This is a genomic window from Rathayibacter sp. VKM Ac-2856 (assembly GCF_013205055.1).
Lineage (GTDB): Bacteria > Actinomycetota > Actinomycetes > Actinomycetales > Microbacteriaceae > Rathayibacter.
The window spans coordinates 316,429-331,857 of record NZ_JABMLF010000006.1 but is presented as its reverse complement, the minus strand read 5'-3'; the positions used below and the strand labels follow the sequence as shown (position 1 = coordinate 331,857).

Genomic DNA, 15,429 nt, shown 5'->3' with positions numbered 1-15,429 from the left:
CGAGAGGCTCCTCCCGTGCTTCCGGGGAGGCCACGCTCAGACAGTACGGACCGCGAGAATCCGCGGCGAGGGCTGGACCGCCCGTCGCCGATCCGATAGTGCCGGGCCTCTAGTGCGAGCCGATCCTCTTGCGCAGCAGATCGATCCGCGCCTGGAGCTGCGTCACGCTCGCCTGCGCGACCGCCGGCCCTCCGCAGAGCCGGCGCAGCTCGGTGTGCACCTGGCCGTGGGTCTCCCCCGTGTTGCGGGCCCACAGCCCGACGAGCGAGTTGAGCAGGCTGCGCTGCTCCTTGAGCGTGCGGTAGAGCGGCGCGGGGATCTCGCTCTCCTTCGCCTCCACCGGCGCCTGGGCGCCGTGGGCGCCCGCGCGGCCGCCCGCGCGCTTCGCCTGGCGCTGCTGGCGGTGCTGCAGCAGCTCGCGCACCTGCTCGGGCTCGAGCAGTCCGGGCAGGCCGATGAAGTCGAGCTCCTCCTCGCTCTCGACCTCGACCTCCATCCCGAACTCGGCGCCCTCGTACATCACGCGGTCGAAGGTGGCGGCCGAGCCGAGCGACTCGAAGCGGCCCTCCTCGAGCAGGTCCGACGACGCCTTGGCCTCGCGCTCGGCGTCGGCCATCAGGTCGGCCTCGGGGTACTCCTCGTCGTCGGACACGCGCCGGTCGAGGGCGTGGTCGCGCTGCTGCTCCATCGAGCCGGCGAGGGCGAGCAGCCCCGGCACGTTGGGCAGGAAGATCGAGGCGGTCTCGCCGCGGCGGCGGGCCCGGACGAAGCGGCCGATCGCCTGCGCGAAGAACAGCGGGGTGGAGGCCGAGGTGGCGTAGACGCCGACGGCCAGGCGCGGCACGTCCACGCCCTCCGACACCATCCGCACGGCGACCATCCACCGGCTGTCGCCCTTCGAGAACTCCTCGATCCGGTCGCTGGCCTCCTTCTCGTCGGAGAGGACGACGGTGACCGGCTCGCCGCTGATCTCGCGCAGCATCGCCGCGTAGGCCCGCGCCGCGTAGTGGTCGGTAGCGATGACGAGGCCGCCGGCATCGGGGATCCCGCGGCGCACCTCGGTCAGCCGGGTGTTCGCGGCGCGCAGGACGGAGGGGATCCACTCGCCCTTGGGGTCGAGCGCCGTCCGCCAGGCCTGCGAGGTGATGTCCTTGGTGTTGCCCTCGCCGAGCCGCGCCTCCATCTCGTCGCCGGCCTTCGACTTCCAGCGCATCTGGCCCGCGTAGACCATGAAGAGCACCGGGCGGACGACCCCGTCCGCGAGCGCGCGGCCGTAGCCGTAGGCGTAGTCGGTCAGCGAGGTGCGGATGCCCTCCTGGTCGGGCAGGTAGCTGACGAACGGGATCGGCGCCGTGTCCGAGCGGAACGGGGTCCCGGTGAGCGAGAGCCGCCGGGTGGCCGGCTCGAACGCCTCGCGGATCGCGTCGCCCCAGCTCAGCGCGTCGCCGCCGTGGTGCACCTCGTCGAGGATCACCAGCGAGCGGCCGGACAGGGTCAGCTCGCGGTGCAGCTCGGGCCGCACGGCGACCTGCGCGTAGGTGACGGCGACGCCGTGGTAGTGCCGGGCGTGCCGGCCCATCCGGTTGGTGAAGGTGGGGTCGAGCCGGATGCCGACGCGGTGCGCCGCCTCGGCCCACTGGCGCTTGAGGTGCTCGGTGGGCGCGACGACGGTGATGCGGTCGACGGTGCGGTTGTGCAGCAGCTCGGCGGCGAGGCGGAGGGCGAAGGTCGTCTTGCCGGCGCCGGGCGTCGCGGCCGCGAGGAAGTCGCGCGGCTCCTGCTGGAAGTAGGCCTCGAGGGCCTCCGCCTGCCAGGCCCGCAGCTTGTTCGCGGTGCCCCAGGGCGCCCGCCCGGGGAACGACGGGGACAGGTGCTCCGCGGCGGAGGTGCCGACCTGATGACCGAAGTTCGAGGGACTGTTCACGTGGACCGAGGCTAGCCGACACCTCCGACGCCGGCCTCCGCTCCGCGCCCCGGCGGGCGAGGTCCCGGCGTGTCGGGATCGTCCGGGCGGGGGACCCCCTCCGCGCGCACGGAGCGCAGAATGGAGGGATGGTCGAGCAGCGTCATCCGTGGTCCCGCTACGTCGCCCTGGGCGACTCCTTCACCGAGGGGATCGGCGATCCCGAGCCCTCCAGCCCCGGCGGTCACCGCGGCTGGGCCGACCGCGTCGCGGAGGTCCTCGCCGGTCAGACCGACGACTTCGCCTACGCGAACCTGGCCGTGCGCGGCCGCCTCCTGCAGCAGATCGTGGACGAGCAGATCGAGCCGGCGCTCGCGCTGCGCCCGGACCTCATCACGATCTCCGCCGGCGGTAACGACGTGATCCGCCCCGGCACCGACCCGGACGACATCGCCCGCCGCTTCGAGGACGGTCTCGCGCGCCTGCGCTCGGACGGAGCGACGGTGGTGCTCTTCACGGGCGTCGACGTGAGCTTCTCCCCCGTCTTCGGCCGCATCCGCGGCAAGGTCGCGATCTACAACGAGAACCTGCGGGCGCTCGCCGAGCGCTACGACTGCATCGTCGCCGACCAGTGGGCGCTGCAGGAGATCCAGGACGTGCGCATGTGGGCGCCCGACCGCCTGCACCTCAATCCGCACGGTCACCACGAGGTGGCTCGGATGGTGCTGCGCGCCCTCAACGTGGAGAACTCGCTGCGGCCGCTCGCTCCCGAGCCGCTGCCGTCGACGACCTGGCGCGCCGCCCGCACGGAGGACGTGAAGTGGGCGCGCGAGTACCTCGTGCCGTGGGTGCTGCGCCGGGTGCGCCACCAGTCCTCCGGCGATTACGTCACCGCCAAGCGCCCGGACGCCGGCCCCTACCTGCAGCGCCCGCCCGAGTCGATCCCCGGCAGCCCCGTCCCCGGCAACGCGACCCCGGAGGAGGTCGCCGCCGACATCGCGACGGCCGGCGTCCGCATCGTCATCGACGACGCCTGACCCCGCTGCAGCGGCCCCCGGCACATGCCGGTCGAGCAGCCGCTCAGCGGCGGATCGAGACCCCCGCTACCCGAACAGCTCCCCCGGGTTCGTCACGCGCCAGCCGAACCCCGGGTCCTCGATCGCCCCGTCCGCGACGAGCGGCACCGGGTACGCCTGCCCGTTGACGTCCACGTTCACCGTGCCGACCTCCTGCCCGTCCGCGACGACCTCGACCGGGTCCAGCGACACGCTCGTCGAGACGGTGGTCGCCCCCCAGACCAGGAGCGACTGCGCCTCGCTGCTCTCGGCGACCGCGCTCTCGCCCCACGCGCTGGTGAAGCTCCCGAAGTCCTGCCCCGCCTCCGTCAGCGTCACCGTGCGGAAGCCCGCCTCGACGCTCGGGATCAGCGTGAGGACGTCCGCGGCGAGCTGCGGATGCGTCCGCGCCCCGACGACGACGCCGACGAGCGTCACCGGCCGCCCCTCGACCGTGGTGTCGAGCGAGAACAGCAGGCACGCGCCCGCCTCGTCGGTCGTGCCCGTCTTGATCCCGTCCACCCCGGCCTGCCCGAGGAGCGTGTTCGTGTTCTCGACCGTGCCGACCCCCGGGATCACCGCGGAGGGCATCGCCACGATCGGCGCGAGGACCGGATCGCCGATCAGCAGCTCCCCCAGCACGACCATCTCGAGCGTCGTGCTCACGGTCGCCGGCGACAGCCCGCTGGTGTCCGCGATCACCGTGCCGGTGAGTCCGCGCTCGTCCAGCCAGGTGCGCGCGGCGGCGAGGTAGTCCTCCTCCGAGCCGAAGGCCCAGATCGCGAGCGACTTCGCGTAGTTGTTGGCCGAGGGCAGCATCAGCACGGTCAGCGCCTCGCGCTCCGTGAGCTCCAGCCCGGCAGAGACCGGGGCGACCGAGCCGTTCTCGGCGACGGAGTCGTTGTAGTAGCCGACGTCCGCGCTCGTGAACGAGATGGTCCCGCCGTCGGTCCCCTCGGCGATGGGCTTCGCCGAGAGCACCACCAGCGCCGTCACCACCTTCGCGATGCTGCCGATCGGCAGCTGCCCGGTCGAGCCGTAGGTGGAGAGCATCCCGCCGTCCTCCGGCCCCTGCACGCCGACCGCCGAGATCGCGCCCGCCCCGTAGGACGGCCAGGCGACGGAGGGTGCGTCGATCACGGTCGGCGGCGTCTCCTGCACGACCGCCGTCGCGACGGGCAGCTCGGCCCCGGCCGCGTTCGCCGCGTAGGCACCGCCCGCGCTGACCAGCGCCGCCGCGACGACGACCCCGACGACCGCGAGGGCGCGGGGCCGGCGGCGGCGCGGCGCGGGGTCGGCCGGTGCAGCGGTGACGCTGCCCACGACGTCGATCGGCGAGCGGTCGGGGCGCGTCGGAGAGGTCACCCGGTCATCGTAGGCGGACGCCCCGCGAGCACCGCGGAGGCGGCGCGGGCCGACCCGACGCCGCTCAGCGCCCGCGCGTCAGCGCCCACAGTGCGACGGCGCTCGCCGAGGCGACGTTCAGCGAGTCCACGCCGTGCAGCATCGGGATCGTCACCACAGTGTCCGCCGCGTCCAGCGCCGCCCGGCTCAGCCCGTCGCCCTCGGCGCCCAGCACGATCGCGACGCGCTCCGGCCGGGCGGCGGCGTACTCGTCCAGCGGCACCGCGTCCGGCGCGAGCGCGAGCGCCGCGACCGAGAAGCCCGCGGCGAGCAGCTCGGTGCGCGCCGGTCCCCACTCGGGGATCCGCGTCCACGGCACCTGGAGCACCGTGCCCATGCTCACCCGGACGCTCCGACGGTAGAGGGGATCCGCGCAGCGCGGGCTGACCAGCACCGCGTCGGCCCCCATGCCGGCCGCCGCGCGGAAGACGGCCCCGACGTTCGTGTGGTCGACCAGGTCCTCGAGGATGACCACGAGCCGCGCGTCCTCGAGCAGCGAGGCCATCGACGGCAGCTCCGGCCGCCGCATCGAGGCGAGCGCCCCGCGGTGCAGATGGAACCCGGTCAGCTCCTCGATCACGGCGTCCGGCCCGACGAACACCGGCACGTCGGGGAACCGCTCGAGCACCTCCGCCGCGTCCGGCAGTCGCTTCTCCTGCACCAGCACCGACTTCGGCACGTGCCCGGCGTCGAGCGCGCGCACGATCACCTTCGACGACTCCGCGATGTAGAGCCCGCCCTCGGGCTCGAGCACCCGGCGCAGCGCCACATCGGTCAGGCGGTGGTAGTCGGCCAGGAGCGGATGGTCGAGGTCCTCGATGTGCACGATCGGCATCCCGGAACCCTAGGGCACGGCGCGGTCTAAACTGGCCGATGGAGTGCCCGTGTGCGCGGGTGTCCGAGGGAGGCGTGGATGGAGTCGGGTCCGACACCGATCGCCGACGGCACCGGCGCGGGAGCGCAGGGAGCCGACGAGCTCGAGACCGAGGCGACGGCGGCGACCCCCGGTGCCGATCTGCGTCGCGCCGACGAGCAGCGCTCCGCCGCGATCGACCGCACCGTCGAGCTCCTGGCCGGCCGGCGCATCGCCGCCGTCACCGGCGCGGGCGTCAGCACCGACTCCGGCATCCCCGACTACCGCGGGGCCGGGGCGCCCGTGCGCAGCCCGATGACCTACTCGCAGTTCGTCGCCGACCCCGACTACCGCCGCCGCTACTGGGCCGGCAGCCAGCTCGGCTGGCGCCGCTTCACCAGCACCCTGCCCAACGACGGGCACCGCGCCCTCGCCCGGCTCGAGGAGCGGGGCCTGCTCACCGGCGTCGTCACCCAGAACGTGGACGGCCTGCACGTGCGCGCCGGCTCGCAGCGCGTCGTCGATCTGCACGGCTCCGCCGACCGCGTCCGCTGCATGACCTGCGGGCAGTACTTCGCCCGCGACGCGATCGCCGAGCGCATCGAGGCGCTGAACCCCTGGCTCGACGACCCCGACATCTCCTCGCTCAACCCCGACGGCGACGCGGAGGTGCACGACGTCTCGGCGATGACCGTCCCGGAGTGCACGGTCTGCGGCGGGATCCTCAAGCCCGACATCGTCTTCTTCGGCGAATTCATCCCGACCGAGCGGTTCGAGGAGGCGCGCGCCATCGTCGCCGGCGCCGACGCGCTCCTGGTGGCCGGATCGTCGCTCGTCGTCAACTCCGGCATCCGCTTCCTCGAGATCGCCCGGCGGGCGAAGATGCCGATCGTGATCGTCAACCGCGGCACCACCAAGGGCGACTCGCGGGCCGGCATCAAGATCGACGGCGGCACGAGCGAGGTCCTCCGCGCCCTCGCCGAGCGCCTGCCGTCGCGCTGACCCACCGCTCCCCCACCACCCGAGAGGCCCTCGTGACCCAGCTCACCCTCGTCCGGCACGGCCAGACCGACTGGAACGCCGCCCGCCGCATTCAGGGCGCGAGCGACATCCCGCTCAACGACACCGGGCGCTCGCAGGCCCGCGCCGCCGCGCGCCTGCTGCGCGAGCGCGACTGGGACGCCGTGGTCGCGAGCCCCCTCCAGCGCGCCCACGAGACCGGCGCGATCATCGCGCGCGGCCTCGGCCTCCCCGAGCCGCTGGTCGTCGACGGCGTCGCCGAGCGCGCCTACGGCGAGGCGGAGGGCATGACCGGCGACGAGCTGCGCGAGCTCTTCCCCGGCGGCATCGAGGGCGCGCGGATCCCCGGCTGCGAGACGCGGGCCCAGGTCGTCGAGCGCGCCACCGCCGCCCTCCTCGAGATCGCCGAGCGCTTCCCGGACCAGCGGGTGATCGTCGCGACGCACGGCGCCGTCATCGGCAGCCTGCTCCGCGCCCTCAGCGAGGACGCGCTGCCGGCCCAGGGCACCACCGTGGGCAACGGCTCGCGCCACGACTTCGCGATCGTCGACGGGTCGCTCCGCATCGTCGCCGTCGACGACTCGGGCGACGTGGTCGTCGTCGACGCCGACCTCGAGGACGTCCTCAGTCCGAGCGCGCCCGCCTGAGCCGGCGCCCGGGGCGGTCGCGCCGTCAGCGGCGCCCCCGCCGTCAGCGCCCGACGCTCGTCAGCAGCTCCAGCAGCACCCGGGCGGAGTCGCGCCACGAGTACGCCGCGGCCCGCACCCGCGCCTTCGCCGACAGCGCCCGCCAGCGCTCCGGGTCCTCGAGCGAGCGCACGCCCTCCGCGATGCTCTTCGCGCTCGACGGGTCGACGTAGACCGCCGCGTCCTCGCCGATCTCGCGGAAGATCGGGATGTCGCTGACGACCACCGGAGTGCCCAGCGCCATCGCCTCGACCAGCGGGATGCCGAAGCCCTCGTCCCGGCTCGCGGTCACGAGCGCCGTCGCGCGCGCCAGCGTCGCCCGGTACTCCGCGTCGTCCGCGCCCTGGTGGAAGACGAGCTTCGCCGTCGGAGCGAGCGAGCGCAGCGTCTCCACCGTCTCGTCGCTCGCGCGGCTCATCAGGTGCAGCTCGTAGTCGGGCAGCAGCCGCATCGCCCGCGCGAGCGACTCCACGTTCTTGTACGGCATGAAGGAGCCCATGTAGACGAGCGAGCGCGCGTCGGAGCGGTCCGGCAGCGCCGCGGCCAGCGCCGCACTCGCCTCGTCCGGCGCCGTCGCCGCGTTCGGCACGACCACGACCGGCCGCGTCGTCAGACGGTGCGTGCGCAGCAGGCCGCGGGTCGTCTCCGACACCGTCACGATCGCGTCGGCGCGCTGGAGCAGGCGCCGCTGCGGCCACCAGGCCAGGTGGTAGAGCCGCCAGAGCCCGCGCACCGGCAGCGGCAGATCGCGCGGCGGCGTGCGGTGGCGGTAGTAGATCAGGTCGTGCACGGTCAGCACGAGCCGGTAGCGGCGGCCGAGCGAGCCCATGGTCTGCATCGGCGAGAAGACGACGTCCGGCCGCAGCCGGTTCACCAGCAGCGCGACGAACGGCTCGAACGGCCCGGTCGGCGACGTCACCCGCTCCCACGGCAGATCCGGCAGCATCGCCAGCTGGCGGCGGTCGCTTATCAGCATCGTCACGTCGTGCAGCCTCGACAGCTCGCCGACGATCTCGGCCGTGTAGCGGCTGATGCCGTCGTGGCGCTCGAGCCGGGTGTACCGGCAGTCGACGACGATCCTCATCGGTCGATCCCCTCGTCCAGGGCCGCGCGGAGGACGGCGGCCGCCTCGTCCGGCGTCTCGTAGTGGATCAGGTGGCCGACCCCGTCGATCACGTGCAGCGACGCGTGCGGCAGCGCCTCGAGCAGGCGGTACTGCGCGGCGAGCGGGGTGATGTCGTCCTGCGCCGCGGCGATCAGCAGCGTGGGGGCCTCGATCCGCGCGGCGTACTCGCCGACGTGGTGCGAGACCGAGGCGCGGAAGGCCTCGAGCACGGTGTCGCGCGAGGCGAAGGCGCTGAAGTAGCGGTCGTGCTGGTCGTGGACGAAGCGGCGCAGCGCCGACTCCTTCGTCTTCACCATCGCGAGGCTCATCACCCGGACGATCAGCGGATCCCCGAGCAGGCGCAGCCCGAGCGGGCGCGGCAGCAGCGCGGCGACGCGGTAGTAGAGCACCGCGAGGCGGGTCAGCACCCCGCGGGGACCGGCCAGGGCGGGCGCCGCGATCGGGTTCACCAGCACCAGCAGCGGCGTCGGCAGCCCACCCGCGACGGCCGCCGCCGAGACGATCGAGCCGAAGGAGTGGCCGAGCACCACCGCGCGCCCCCGGAGCCCGAGCGCGTCGAGGAACCCGCCGAGCCAGGCCGCGTAGCCGTCGACGTCGTGCGCGTGCGCCGTCATCGGCGGCGACTCGCCGAAGCCGGGCAGATCGGGCGCGATCACCCGAGCATCCGCGCCGCCCGCGAGCAGGCGCGCGATCACCGGCTCCAGCCCGTGGTGCTCGCCGCGGAACCCGTGCACGAGGACCAGCACGGTCCCGGCGTCCGGATCGCCGTAGCTCCAGTAGGCGGTGGCGGCCCCGGCGACGTCGACGGTGCTCCGGGTGATGGCGAGTCGCCCGAGGTCGGCGGCGTAGGGGGAGGCTATGGTCATGACGGTCCCCATCGTAGGGAAACCCCGTCGAACTTCCCGCCGCAACGCCTTGCGGGCCCTCGATCCGAGCCGCAAGCATGAAGGCGCGTTCGCGCGCGACGCACCGCCCGTCCCCCCGTCCTCCGCTCCGATCCCGGCGCGGCGCCGGTCACCCGCTCAGGCAGCAGCAGAAGGAGCACCGTGAGCTTCACGTCCCCGATCCAACTCCCCGGGCTCGCCCTCGATCCGCAGTGGTACCGCAGGGCCGTGTTCTACGAGGTCATGATCCGGTCGTACTACGACTCGAACGGCGACGGCGCCGGCGACATCAACGGCCTCGCCTCCAAGCTCGACTACCTGCAGTGGCTCGGCATCGACGCGCTCTGGCTGCCGCCCTTCTACATGTCGCCCCTGCGCGACGGCGGCTACGACGTCTCCGACTTCAAGGCGATCCTCCCCGAGTTCGGCACGATGGAGGACTTCCGCGAGCTGGTGCGGAAGGCCCACGAGCGCAACATGCGCATCGTCATGGACTTCCCGCTCAACCACACCAGCGATCAGCACGAGTGGTTCCAGCAGTCGCGCTCGGACCCCGAGGGCCCCTACGGCGACTTCTACGTCTGGAACGACACCGACGACAAGTACCCCGACATCCGGATCATCTTCGTCGACACCGAGGACTCGAACTGGGCCTTCGACGCCGAGCGCCGCCAGTTCTACTTCCACCGCTTCTTCTCGCACCAGCCGGACCTCAACTTCGAGAACCCGGCCGTGCACGAGGCGATCCACGACGTCGTCAAGTTCTGGCTCGACCTCGGCGTCGACGGCATCCGGCTCGACGCGATCCCCTACCTCTACGAGTCCGACGAGGGCAACGGCGAGGGCGAGCCGCCCACGCACGACTTCATCAAGAACCTGCGCACGATGGTCGACCGCGACTACCCCGGCCGCATCCTGATCGCCGAGGCGAACCAGTGGCCGCGCGAGGTCGCCGCGTTCTTCGGCACCGAGGAGGAGCCGGAGTGCCACATGGCCTTCGACTTCCCGGTCATGCCGCGCATCTTCTACTCGCTCCGCGCGCAGACCGCGAACGAGCTGAAGAAGGTCCTCTCCGAGACCTTCGACATCCCCTCGGGCGCGGCCTGGGGCGTCTTCCTCCGCAACCACGACGAGCTCACGCTCGAGATGGTGTCCGAGGAGTACCGGCAGGCGATGTACGGCTGGTACGCCTACGACCCGCGGATGCGCTCCAACATCGGCATCCGCCGCCGGCTCGCCCCGCTGCTCGACAACTCGCGCGCCGAGCTCGAGCTCATCAACGCCCTGCTCTTCTCGCTCGCCGGCAGCCCGTTCCTCTACTACGGGGACGAGATCGGCATGGGCGACAACATCTGGCTGAACGACCGCGACGCCTCGCGCACGCCGATGCAGTGGACGCCGGACCGCAACGCGGGCTTCTCGGCGGCCGACCCGGGCAAGCTCGTGCAGCCGATCGTGCAGTCGCTCGTCTACCACTACAACCAGGTCAACGTGGAGGCGCAGCTGGCCCAGTCGCGCTCGCTGCTGCACTGGATGCGGAACGTCCTGCACGTGCGCCGCGGCCACCCGGCCTTCGGTCTCGGCTCGATGCGCGTGCTGGAGACCGACCACGAGTCGGTGCTCGCCTTCGTCCGCGACTACGCGGGCTCCGGCACGGCGATGGGCGACCAGCCGGAGGAGGTGCTCTGCGTCTTCAGCTTCAACCACAACCCGGTCTCGGTCACGATCACCGACCCCGAGAACCCCGGCTCGACGCTGACCGACCTCTTCGGCGGCGGCCGCTTCCCCGGCTTCTCCGAGGACGGCGCGCTCACGATGACGCTCGGCACGCAGGGCTTCTTCTGGCTGCACGTCGCGAAGGCCGGCCAGACCCGCTGACCGGGTCCCGTCCCTCCCGCGCCCGGCTCGCCAGCACGCCGCGGGGCCTCCCGACGATGTCGGAGGCCCCGCCTAGGCTGGCTGCGTGAGCACCACCGAGACGAACCAGGCACCGACGCTGTTCGACGAGAGCCTGCTCGACGAGTCCGGGTCCACCGGGTCGTCGTCCGCCGACTCGTCGTCCGCCGGCCCGTCGGAGGCATCGGCCGACGCCGACGGCACCCGCTGGTTCGACCGCCTGGCCGTCTTCGACCTCGAGACCACCGGCATCGACGTCCGCACCAGCCGGATCGTCACCGCGCACGTCGGCGTGATCGACGCCGACGGCACGCCGATCGAGGGCACGACCTGGCTCGCCGACCCCGGCATCGAGATCCCGGCCGGCGCCAGCGCCGTCCACGGCATCAGCACCGAGCACGCCCGCGAGCACGGCCGCCCGGCCGGCGAGGTCGTCGCCGAGGTGTCGGAGGCGCTGCGCTCGCTCCTCGCCCGCGGCGTCCCGATCGTCATCTACAACGCCCCCTACGACCTCTCGCTGCTCGCCTTCGAGGCCCGGCGCTGGGGCGTCCCGGTGCTGATCGACCCCTGCCCCGTCATCGACCCGCTCGTCATCGACAAGGCGGTCGACCGCTACCGCAAGGGCAAGCGCACCCTCGTCCAGGCGGCGCTGCACTACGGCGTCCCGCTGACCGAGGCGCACGACGCCGGCGCCGACGCGATCGCCGCGGGCCGGGTCGCCCAAGCCCTCGGCCGCGCCTTCGCCGAGGAGCTCGGCGGCGACGCCGAGGCGCTGCACGCGCTCCAGGTCGACTGGTGCCGCACGCAGGCCGAGTCGTTCCAGGAGTACATGCGCCGCGTCCGCGACGAGAGCTTCGTCGCCGACGGCGCCTGGCCCGTCCGGCACTGATCCCGCGGCCCGGTCGCGCCCGGCTCAGGTCAGCGTGCGCCCCTCCGCGAGCAGCGCCACGTACTCCGCGATGCGCCGCTCGCGCGTCTCCGGGCGCTTCAGCTGCGACAGCCGGAAGAGGAACGCGAAGCGCTTCTGCCCGCCGACCGTCGCGAAGAACGCGGCGGCGGCCGGCTCGGCCTCCAGCGCCGCCAGCAGATCGGCCGGGACCTCGGCGTCGCGCTGCCGGTAGGCCGCGTCCCAGCGCCCGTCGGCCCTGGCGCGCTCGACCTCGGCGAGCCCGGCGGGCAGCATCCGCCCCTCCTCGAGCAGCCGCGCCACGTGGTCGCGGTTGACCTTCGACCACGGGCTCGCTCGGCGGCGCGGGGTGAACGCCTGCAGCTTGAACTGCTCGTCGAAGGCTCCCGCCTGCCCGTCGATCCAGCCGTGGCAGAGCGCGACGTCGAGCGCCTCCGCGTAGGTGATGCCCGGATCCACGGCCGCCTTCTTCCGCAGCTTCAGCCGCACGCCACCCGGATCGGGAGCACCGCGGAGGTACTCGTCCCACTCCTCGGGCGTCGTGAACGGCAGGATCGGCTTGTCGGCGAAGGACACCATGCCCCGGACGCTACCGCGTCACCACCCTCGCGGCCGAGCGCAACCGCTCGACCCTGGCGAGGCTCGACGGTTGACTCGGAGGACCGCGGCACCGCCCGAGTCCCGCACGAAGGAGCAGTCATGGCCACCATCCACAAGGTCACCGTCCTCGGCAGCGGAGTCCTCGGCTCCCAGATCGCGTTCCAGGCCGCCTTCCACGGCTTCGCCGTCACGAGCTACGACGTCTCCGACGAGGTGCTCGCCACCGCGCGCGAGCGCTTCCGCGGTCTCGCCGGCGTCTACGAGTCGCAGCAGGTCGCCGGCGGCATCCCCGGCGGTGCCGCCGCCGCCCTCGAGTCGCTCCGACTCACCTCCGATCTCGCCGAGGCCGTCGCGGACGCCGACCTCGTCATCGAGGCGGTCCCCGAGGACCTCGCGCTCAAGCAGGAGCTCTACGGCCGCCTGGGCGCGCTCGCCCCGGAGCGGACGATCCTCGCCACCAACTCCTCGACGCTCCTCCCCAGCGACCTGAAGGAGTCGACGGGCCGCCCCGACCGCTTCCTCGCCCTGCACTACGCCAACCACGTCTGGGTGCAGAACACCGCCGAGATCATGGGCACGGCCGACACCGATCCGGCCGTCGTCGAGGCGGTCGTCGCCTTCGCCGTCGAGAGCGGACTCGAGCCGATCGTCCTGCAGAAGGAGAAGGCCGGCTACCTGCTCAACTCGCTGCTGGTCCCGCTCCTGAACGCCGCCAGCGGCCTGCTGATGGGCGGCTACGCCGACCCCGAGACGATCGACAAGACCTGGCGCATCGGCACCGGCGCCCCCCTCGGCCCCTTCCAGATCTTCGACGTCATCGGCCTGAGCACCGCCTACCACGTCGCCGTCGCATCCCCCGACGAGGCCTCCCAGGCCTTCGCCGCGCACCTCAAGACCGAGTACCTCGACCGCGGCCGCCTCGGCACCGCCACCGGCGAGGGCTTCTACCGCTACTGATCCGCCGAAGCCGCCCAGCGGCGTGCGGTCGGTCGGCGGATCTCGATGCGCCCGCTGCGCGGCCTCCTCGATCACCATGAAGGAGGCGGCGCCGCGCCGGCGAGACGAGCACGCCGCACATCCTGGTCGAGCAGCCGCGATGCGGCGTATCGAGACCCCGCGACGACGTGCGAGCGGGCGCCCACCCTCCTCGATCAGCACGAACGGGCGAACCGCGCGGACGAGACGATCCCTCCATGCTGGTCGAGTAGCCGCGAAGCGGCGTATCGAGGCCCGCCGACCGCCGTGCGAGCAGCAGTCGGATCCCGATGCACCCGCCGCCCACCTCCGCGATCGGCGAGGGAGCTCTGCTGGTCGAGTGCCTCCCTCCCGGCTTCGGCACCTACAACCCCGACCGCCACAAGCCCCACCTCACTTCACGAACCGAACGTCCCCACACGCTCTCCTCCCCCACCTCCGGCACGCGAAACCACCCTCGGCACGCAGAATCCGCCGCTTCCCACGAGCCGAAGCCCGTTCCGCGAGCCGAACCCCTCCCACCCCACCTCCGGCACGCAGAACGACCCTCGGCACGTGGAATCAGCCGATTCCTGCGAGCCGAGGCTCACTTCACGAGCCGAACGTCCCCACTCGCCGCGCAACACGTACCTCCGGCACGCGAAACCACCCTCGGCACGTGGAATCGGCCTGTTCCTGCGAGCCGGAGCTCGGTTCACGAGCCGAACGTCCCCGCTCGCCACGCAGCACCCACCTCCGGCACGCGCGATCACCCTCGGCACGCGGAAGCCGCCTGTTTCCGCGAGCCCGGGGCGGTTCCACGAGCCGAAGATCCTCGCCCGGCACCGCGGCAGCGTCCGGGAACGACGAAGGGCCCCCGACCGTGAGGTCGAGGGCCCTTCGAGGGGAAGCGGCGTGAGCCTACTTGCCGAAGTTCTTGTAGCGCGAGTTGAACTTCTCGACGCGGCCGGCCGAGTCCATGATGCGCTGCTTGCCCGTGTAGAACGGGTGCGAGGCGGAGGAGATCTCGACGTCGATGACGGGGTACGTGACGCCGTCGAGCTCGATCGTCTTGTTGCTGGTCGCCGTCGAGCGGGTGAGGAAGGTCTCACCGGAGGCGAGGTCGCGGAACACGATGGCCTCGTACTTGGGGTGGATGTCGGTCTGCATGATCGTGTCCTGTCGCTTGTGGTCCTGAACCGCGTCCGTCGTCGACCGATGCGGGTGGATGAGTGGCGGGCGCACCGCGAACGGGCCCGAACCAGCTACCGAGAATAGCAGACCGCGGGCCACCCGAGGAGGTGCGGCGCGCGGATCAGCCGTGGCGCGCCGAGCTCAGCGGGTCCGGCCTCGCGCTCAGCGCGCTCGAGCGGAGTAGCGCCCGTTCTCGTGGGTCAGCGCGATGTCGAGGCCGAACGCCTCCGCGAGGGTCGCCTCGGTCAGCGCCTCGGCCAGCGGACCGGCCGCGACGACGGCGCCGTCGCGCAGCAGCAGCGCGTGGGTGAAGCCGGCCGGGATCTCCTCGACGTGGTGGGTGACCATCACGATCGCGGGCGACGCCGGGTCCTGCGCGAAGCCGCCGAGCAGCTGCACGAGCTCCTCGCGGGCGCCGAGGTCGAGGCTGCCGGCCGGCTCGTCGAGCAGCAGCAGCTCCGGGTCGGTCATGATCGCGCGCGCGATCTGGACCCGCTTCTGCTCTCCGTCGGAGAGCGTGCCGAAGGTGCGGTCGGCGAGGTGGTCGAGCTTCCACTCGACGAGCACGCGGCGCGCGCGGCGCTCGTCGATCTCGTCGTAGCCCTCGTTCCAGCGGCCGGTGACGGCGTAGGCGGCGGTCATCACGACGTCGAGCACGGTCTCGCCCGCGGGCAGGCGTCGCGCCATCGCGGTCGACGCGTAGCCGATGCGGGGGCGCAGCTCGAAGACGTCGACGCGGCCGAGCGTCTCCTCGAGCAGCTGCGCGGTGCCGGTCGACGGGTAGTTCTGCGCCGCGGCGATCTGCAGGATCGAGGTCTTCCCCGCTCCGTTGGAGCCGAGGATCACCCAGCGCTCCTCCTCGGACACGGTCCAGTCGACGTGGTCGAGGATCCGCTTGCCGTTCCGGACGAAGGACACATCGACGAACGAGACAACGCTGGGCATGA

Annotated in this window: 14 protein-coding genes; 6 read left to right on the top strand and 8 right to left on the bottom strand. The window is 72.7% G+C overall.

The window, feature by feature from the left end:
- Nucleotides 1-109 precede the first annotated feature (109 nt).
- Nucleotides 110-1,924, bottom strand: coding sequence for a DEAD/DEAH box helicase (locus HQQ82_RS18725; RefSeq protein WP_173235719.1), 1,815 nt, complete (start codon nt 1,922-1,924; stop codon nt 110-112).
- A 128-nt stretch (nt 1,925-2,052) separates the two neighbouring features.
- Here HQQ82_RS18725 and HQQ82_RS18720 point away from each other — a divergent pair, with 128 nt between their 5' ends.
- On the top strand, nt 2,053-2,940 hold the full coding sequence (locus tag HQQ82_RS18720) for an SGNH/GDSL hydrolase family protein (protein WP_173235717.1): 888 nt from the start codon (nt 2,053-2,055) through the stop codon (nt 2,938-2,940).
- Between the two features lie 66 nt (nt 2,941-3,006).
- On the opposite strand, the gene HQQ82_RS18715 is transcribed toward HQQ82_RS18720, so the two are convergent.
- Nucleotides 3,007-4,323: a D-alanyl-D-alanine carboxypeptidase gene (locus HQQ82_RS18715; protein WP_173235715.1), complete on the bottom strand. Its 1,317-nt coding sequence runs from the start codon at nt 4,321-4,323 to the stop codon at nt 3,007-3,009.
- A gap of 64 nt (nt 4,324-4,387) precedes the next feature.
- Nucleotides 4,388-5,197: an RNA methyltransferase gene (locus HQQ82_RS18710; RefSeq protein ID WP_173235713.1), complete on the bottom strand. Its 810-nt coding sequence runs from the start codon at nt 5,195-5,197 to the stop codon at nt 4,388-4,390.
- Nucleotides 5,198-5,275: 78 nt separating this feature from the next.
- Here HQQ82_RS18710 and HQQ82_RS18705 point away from each other — a divergent pair, with 78 nt between their 5' ends.
- Together HQQ82_RS18705 and HQQ82_RS18700 are read left to right on the top strand one after the other, a co-directional pair.
- Nucleotides 5,276-6,217, top strand: a complete 942-nt coding sequence (locus tag HQQ82_RS18705; protein WP_173235711.1) for a Sir2 family NAD-dependent protein deacetylase — start codon at nt 5,276-5,278, stop codon at nt 6,215-6,217.
- A gap of 32 nt (nt 6,218-6,249) precedes the next feature.
- The gene (locus HQQ82_RS18700; protein WP_367948018.1) at nt 6,250-6,882 is read left to right on the top strand and encodes a histidine phosphatase family protein; all 633 of its coding nucleotides are present in this window, start codon (nt 6,250-6,252) and stop codon (nt 6,880-6,882) included.
- A gap of 43 nt (nt 6,883-6,925) precedes the next feature.
- Here HQQ82_RS18700 and HQQ82_RS18695 read toward each other — a convergent pair whose 3' ends face one another.
- A complete protein-coding gene (locus HQQ82_RS18695; RefSeq protein WP_173235709.1) occupies nt 6,926-8,005 on the bottom strand; it encodes a glycosyltransferase family 1 protein in 1,080 nt (359 codons plus the stop codon).
- Nucleotides 8,002-8,913, bottom strand: a complete 912-nt coding sequence (locus HQQ82_RS18690; RefSeq protein WP_173235707.1) for an alpha/beta fold hydrolase — start codon at nt 8,911-8,913, stop codon at nt 8,002-8,004. The genes HQQ82_RS18695 and HQQ82_RS18690 overlap by 4 nt, the downstream gene beginning before the upstream one ends.
- Nucleotides 8,914-9,093: 180 nt before the next feature.
- Here HQQ82_RS18690 and treS point away from each other — a divergent pair, with 180 nt between their 5' ends.
- Nucleotides 9,094-10,809 (top strand): maltose alpha-D-glucosyltransferase, encoded by a 1,716-nt coding sequence (gene treS, locus HQQ82_RS18685; protein ID WP_173235705.1) that lies wholly within the window; start codon nt 9,094-9,096, stop codon nt 10,807-10,809.
- Nucleotides 10,810-11,047: 238 nt separating this feature from the next.
- A complete protein-coding gene (locus HQQ82_RS18680) occupies nt 11,048-11,716 on the top strand; it encodes a 3'-5' exonuclease (RefSeq protein ID WP_254071672.1) in 669 nt (222 codons plus the stop codon).
- A gap of 24 nt (nt 11,717-11,740) precedes the next feature.
- Here the strand turns inward: HQQ82_RS18680 and HQQ82_RS18675 are convergent, their stop codons facing one another.
- On the bottom strand, nt 11,741-12,313 hold the full coding sequence (locus HQQ82_RS18675) for a YdeI family protein (RefSeq protein ID WP_173235703.1): 573 nt from the start codon (nt 12,311-12,313) through the stop codon (nt 11,741-11,743).
- A 120-nt stretch (nt 12,314-12,433) separates the two neighbouring features.
- Between HQQ82_RS18675 and HQQ82_RS18670 the strand changes: the two genes are divergently transcribed.
- Nucleotides 12,434-13,291 carry a 3-hydroxyacyl-CoA dehydrogenase gene (locus HQQ82_RS18670; RefSeq protein WP_173235701.1) on the top strand — a complete coding sequence of 286 codons (858 nt, stop codon included), beginning with the start codon at nt 12,434-12,436 and terminating at the stop codon, nt 13,289-13,291.
- Nucleotides 13,292-14,209: 918 nt separating this feature from the next.
- Here HQQ82_RS18670 and HQQ82_RS18665 read toward each other — a convergent pair.
- Nucleotides 14,210-14,458, bottom strand: coding sequence for a type B 50S ribosomal protein L31 (locus HQQ82_RS18665; RefSeq protein WP_173235699.1), 249 nt, complete (start codon nt 14,456-14,458; stop codon nt 14,210-14,212).
- Nucleotides 14,459-14,644: 186 nt separating this feature from the next.
- Complete coding sequence (locus HQQ82_RS18660; protein WP_173235697.1) at nt 14,645-15,427, bottom strand: ABC transporter ATP-binding protein; 783 nt, start codon at nt 15,425-15,427, stop codon at nt 14,645-14,647.
- Nucleotides 15,428-15,429 lie beyond the last annotated feature (2 nt).

Bases quoted from the DNA above. Each gene is read 5' to 3' on its own strand.
- HQQ82_RS18690 (WP_173235707.1), bottom strand. From the start codon at position 8,913: ATGACCATAGCCTCCCCCTACGCCGCCGACCTCGGGCGACTCGCCATC.
- HQQ82_RS18720 (WP_173235717.1), top strand. From the start codon at position 2,053: ATGGTCGAGCAGCGTCATCCGTGGTCCCGCTACGTCGCCCTGGGCGAC.
- HQQ82_RS18695 (WP_173235709.1), bottom strand. From the start codon at position 8,005: ATGAGGATCGTCGTCGACTGCCGGTACACCCGGCTCGAGCGCCACGAC.
- HQQ82_RS18665 (WP_173235699.1), bottom strand. From the start codon at position 14,458: ATGCAGACCGACATCCACCCCAAGTACGAGGCCATCGTGTTCCGCGAC.
- HQQ82_RS18660 (WP_173235697.1), bottom strand. From the start codon at position 15,427: ATGCCCAGCGTTGTCTCGTTCGTCGATGTGTCCTTCGTCCGGAACGGC.
- HQQ82_RS18710 (WP_173235713.1), bottom strand. From the start codon at position 5,197: ATGCCGATCGTGCACATCGAGGACCTCGACCATCCGCTCCTGGCCGAC.
- HQQ82_RS18675 (WP_173235703.1), bottom strand. From the start codon at position 12,313: ATGGTGTCCTTCGCCGACAAGCCGATCCTGCCGTTCACGACGCCCGAG.
- HQQ82_RS18670 (WP_173235701.1), top strand. From the start codon at position 12,434: ATGGCCACCATCCACAAGGTCACCGTCCTCGGCAGCGGAGTCCTCGGC.
- HQQ82_RS18705 (WP_173235711.1), top strand. From the start codon at position 5,276: ATGGAGTCGGGTCCGACACCGATCGCCGACGGCACCGGCGCGGGAGCG.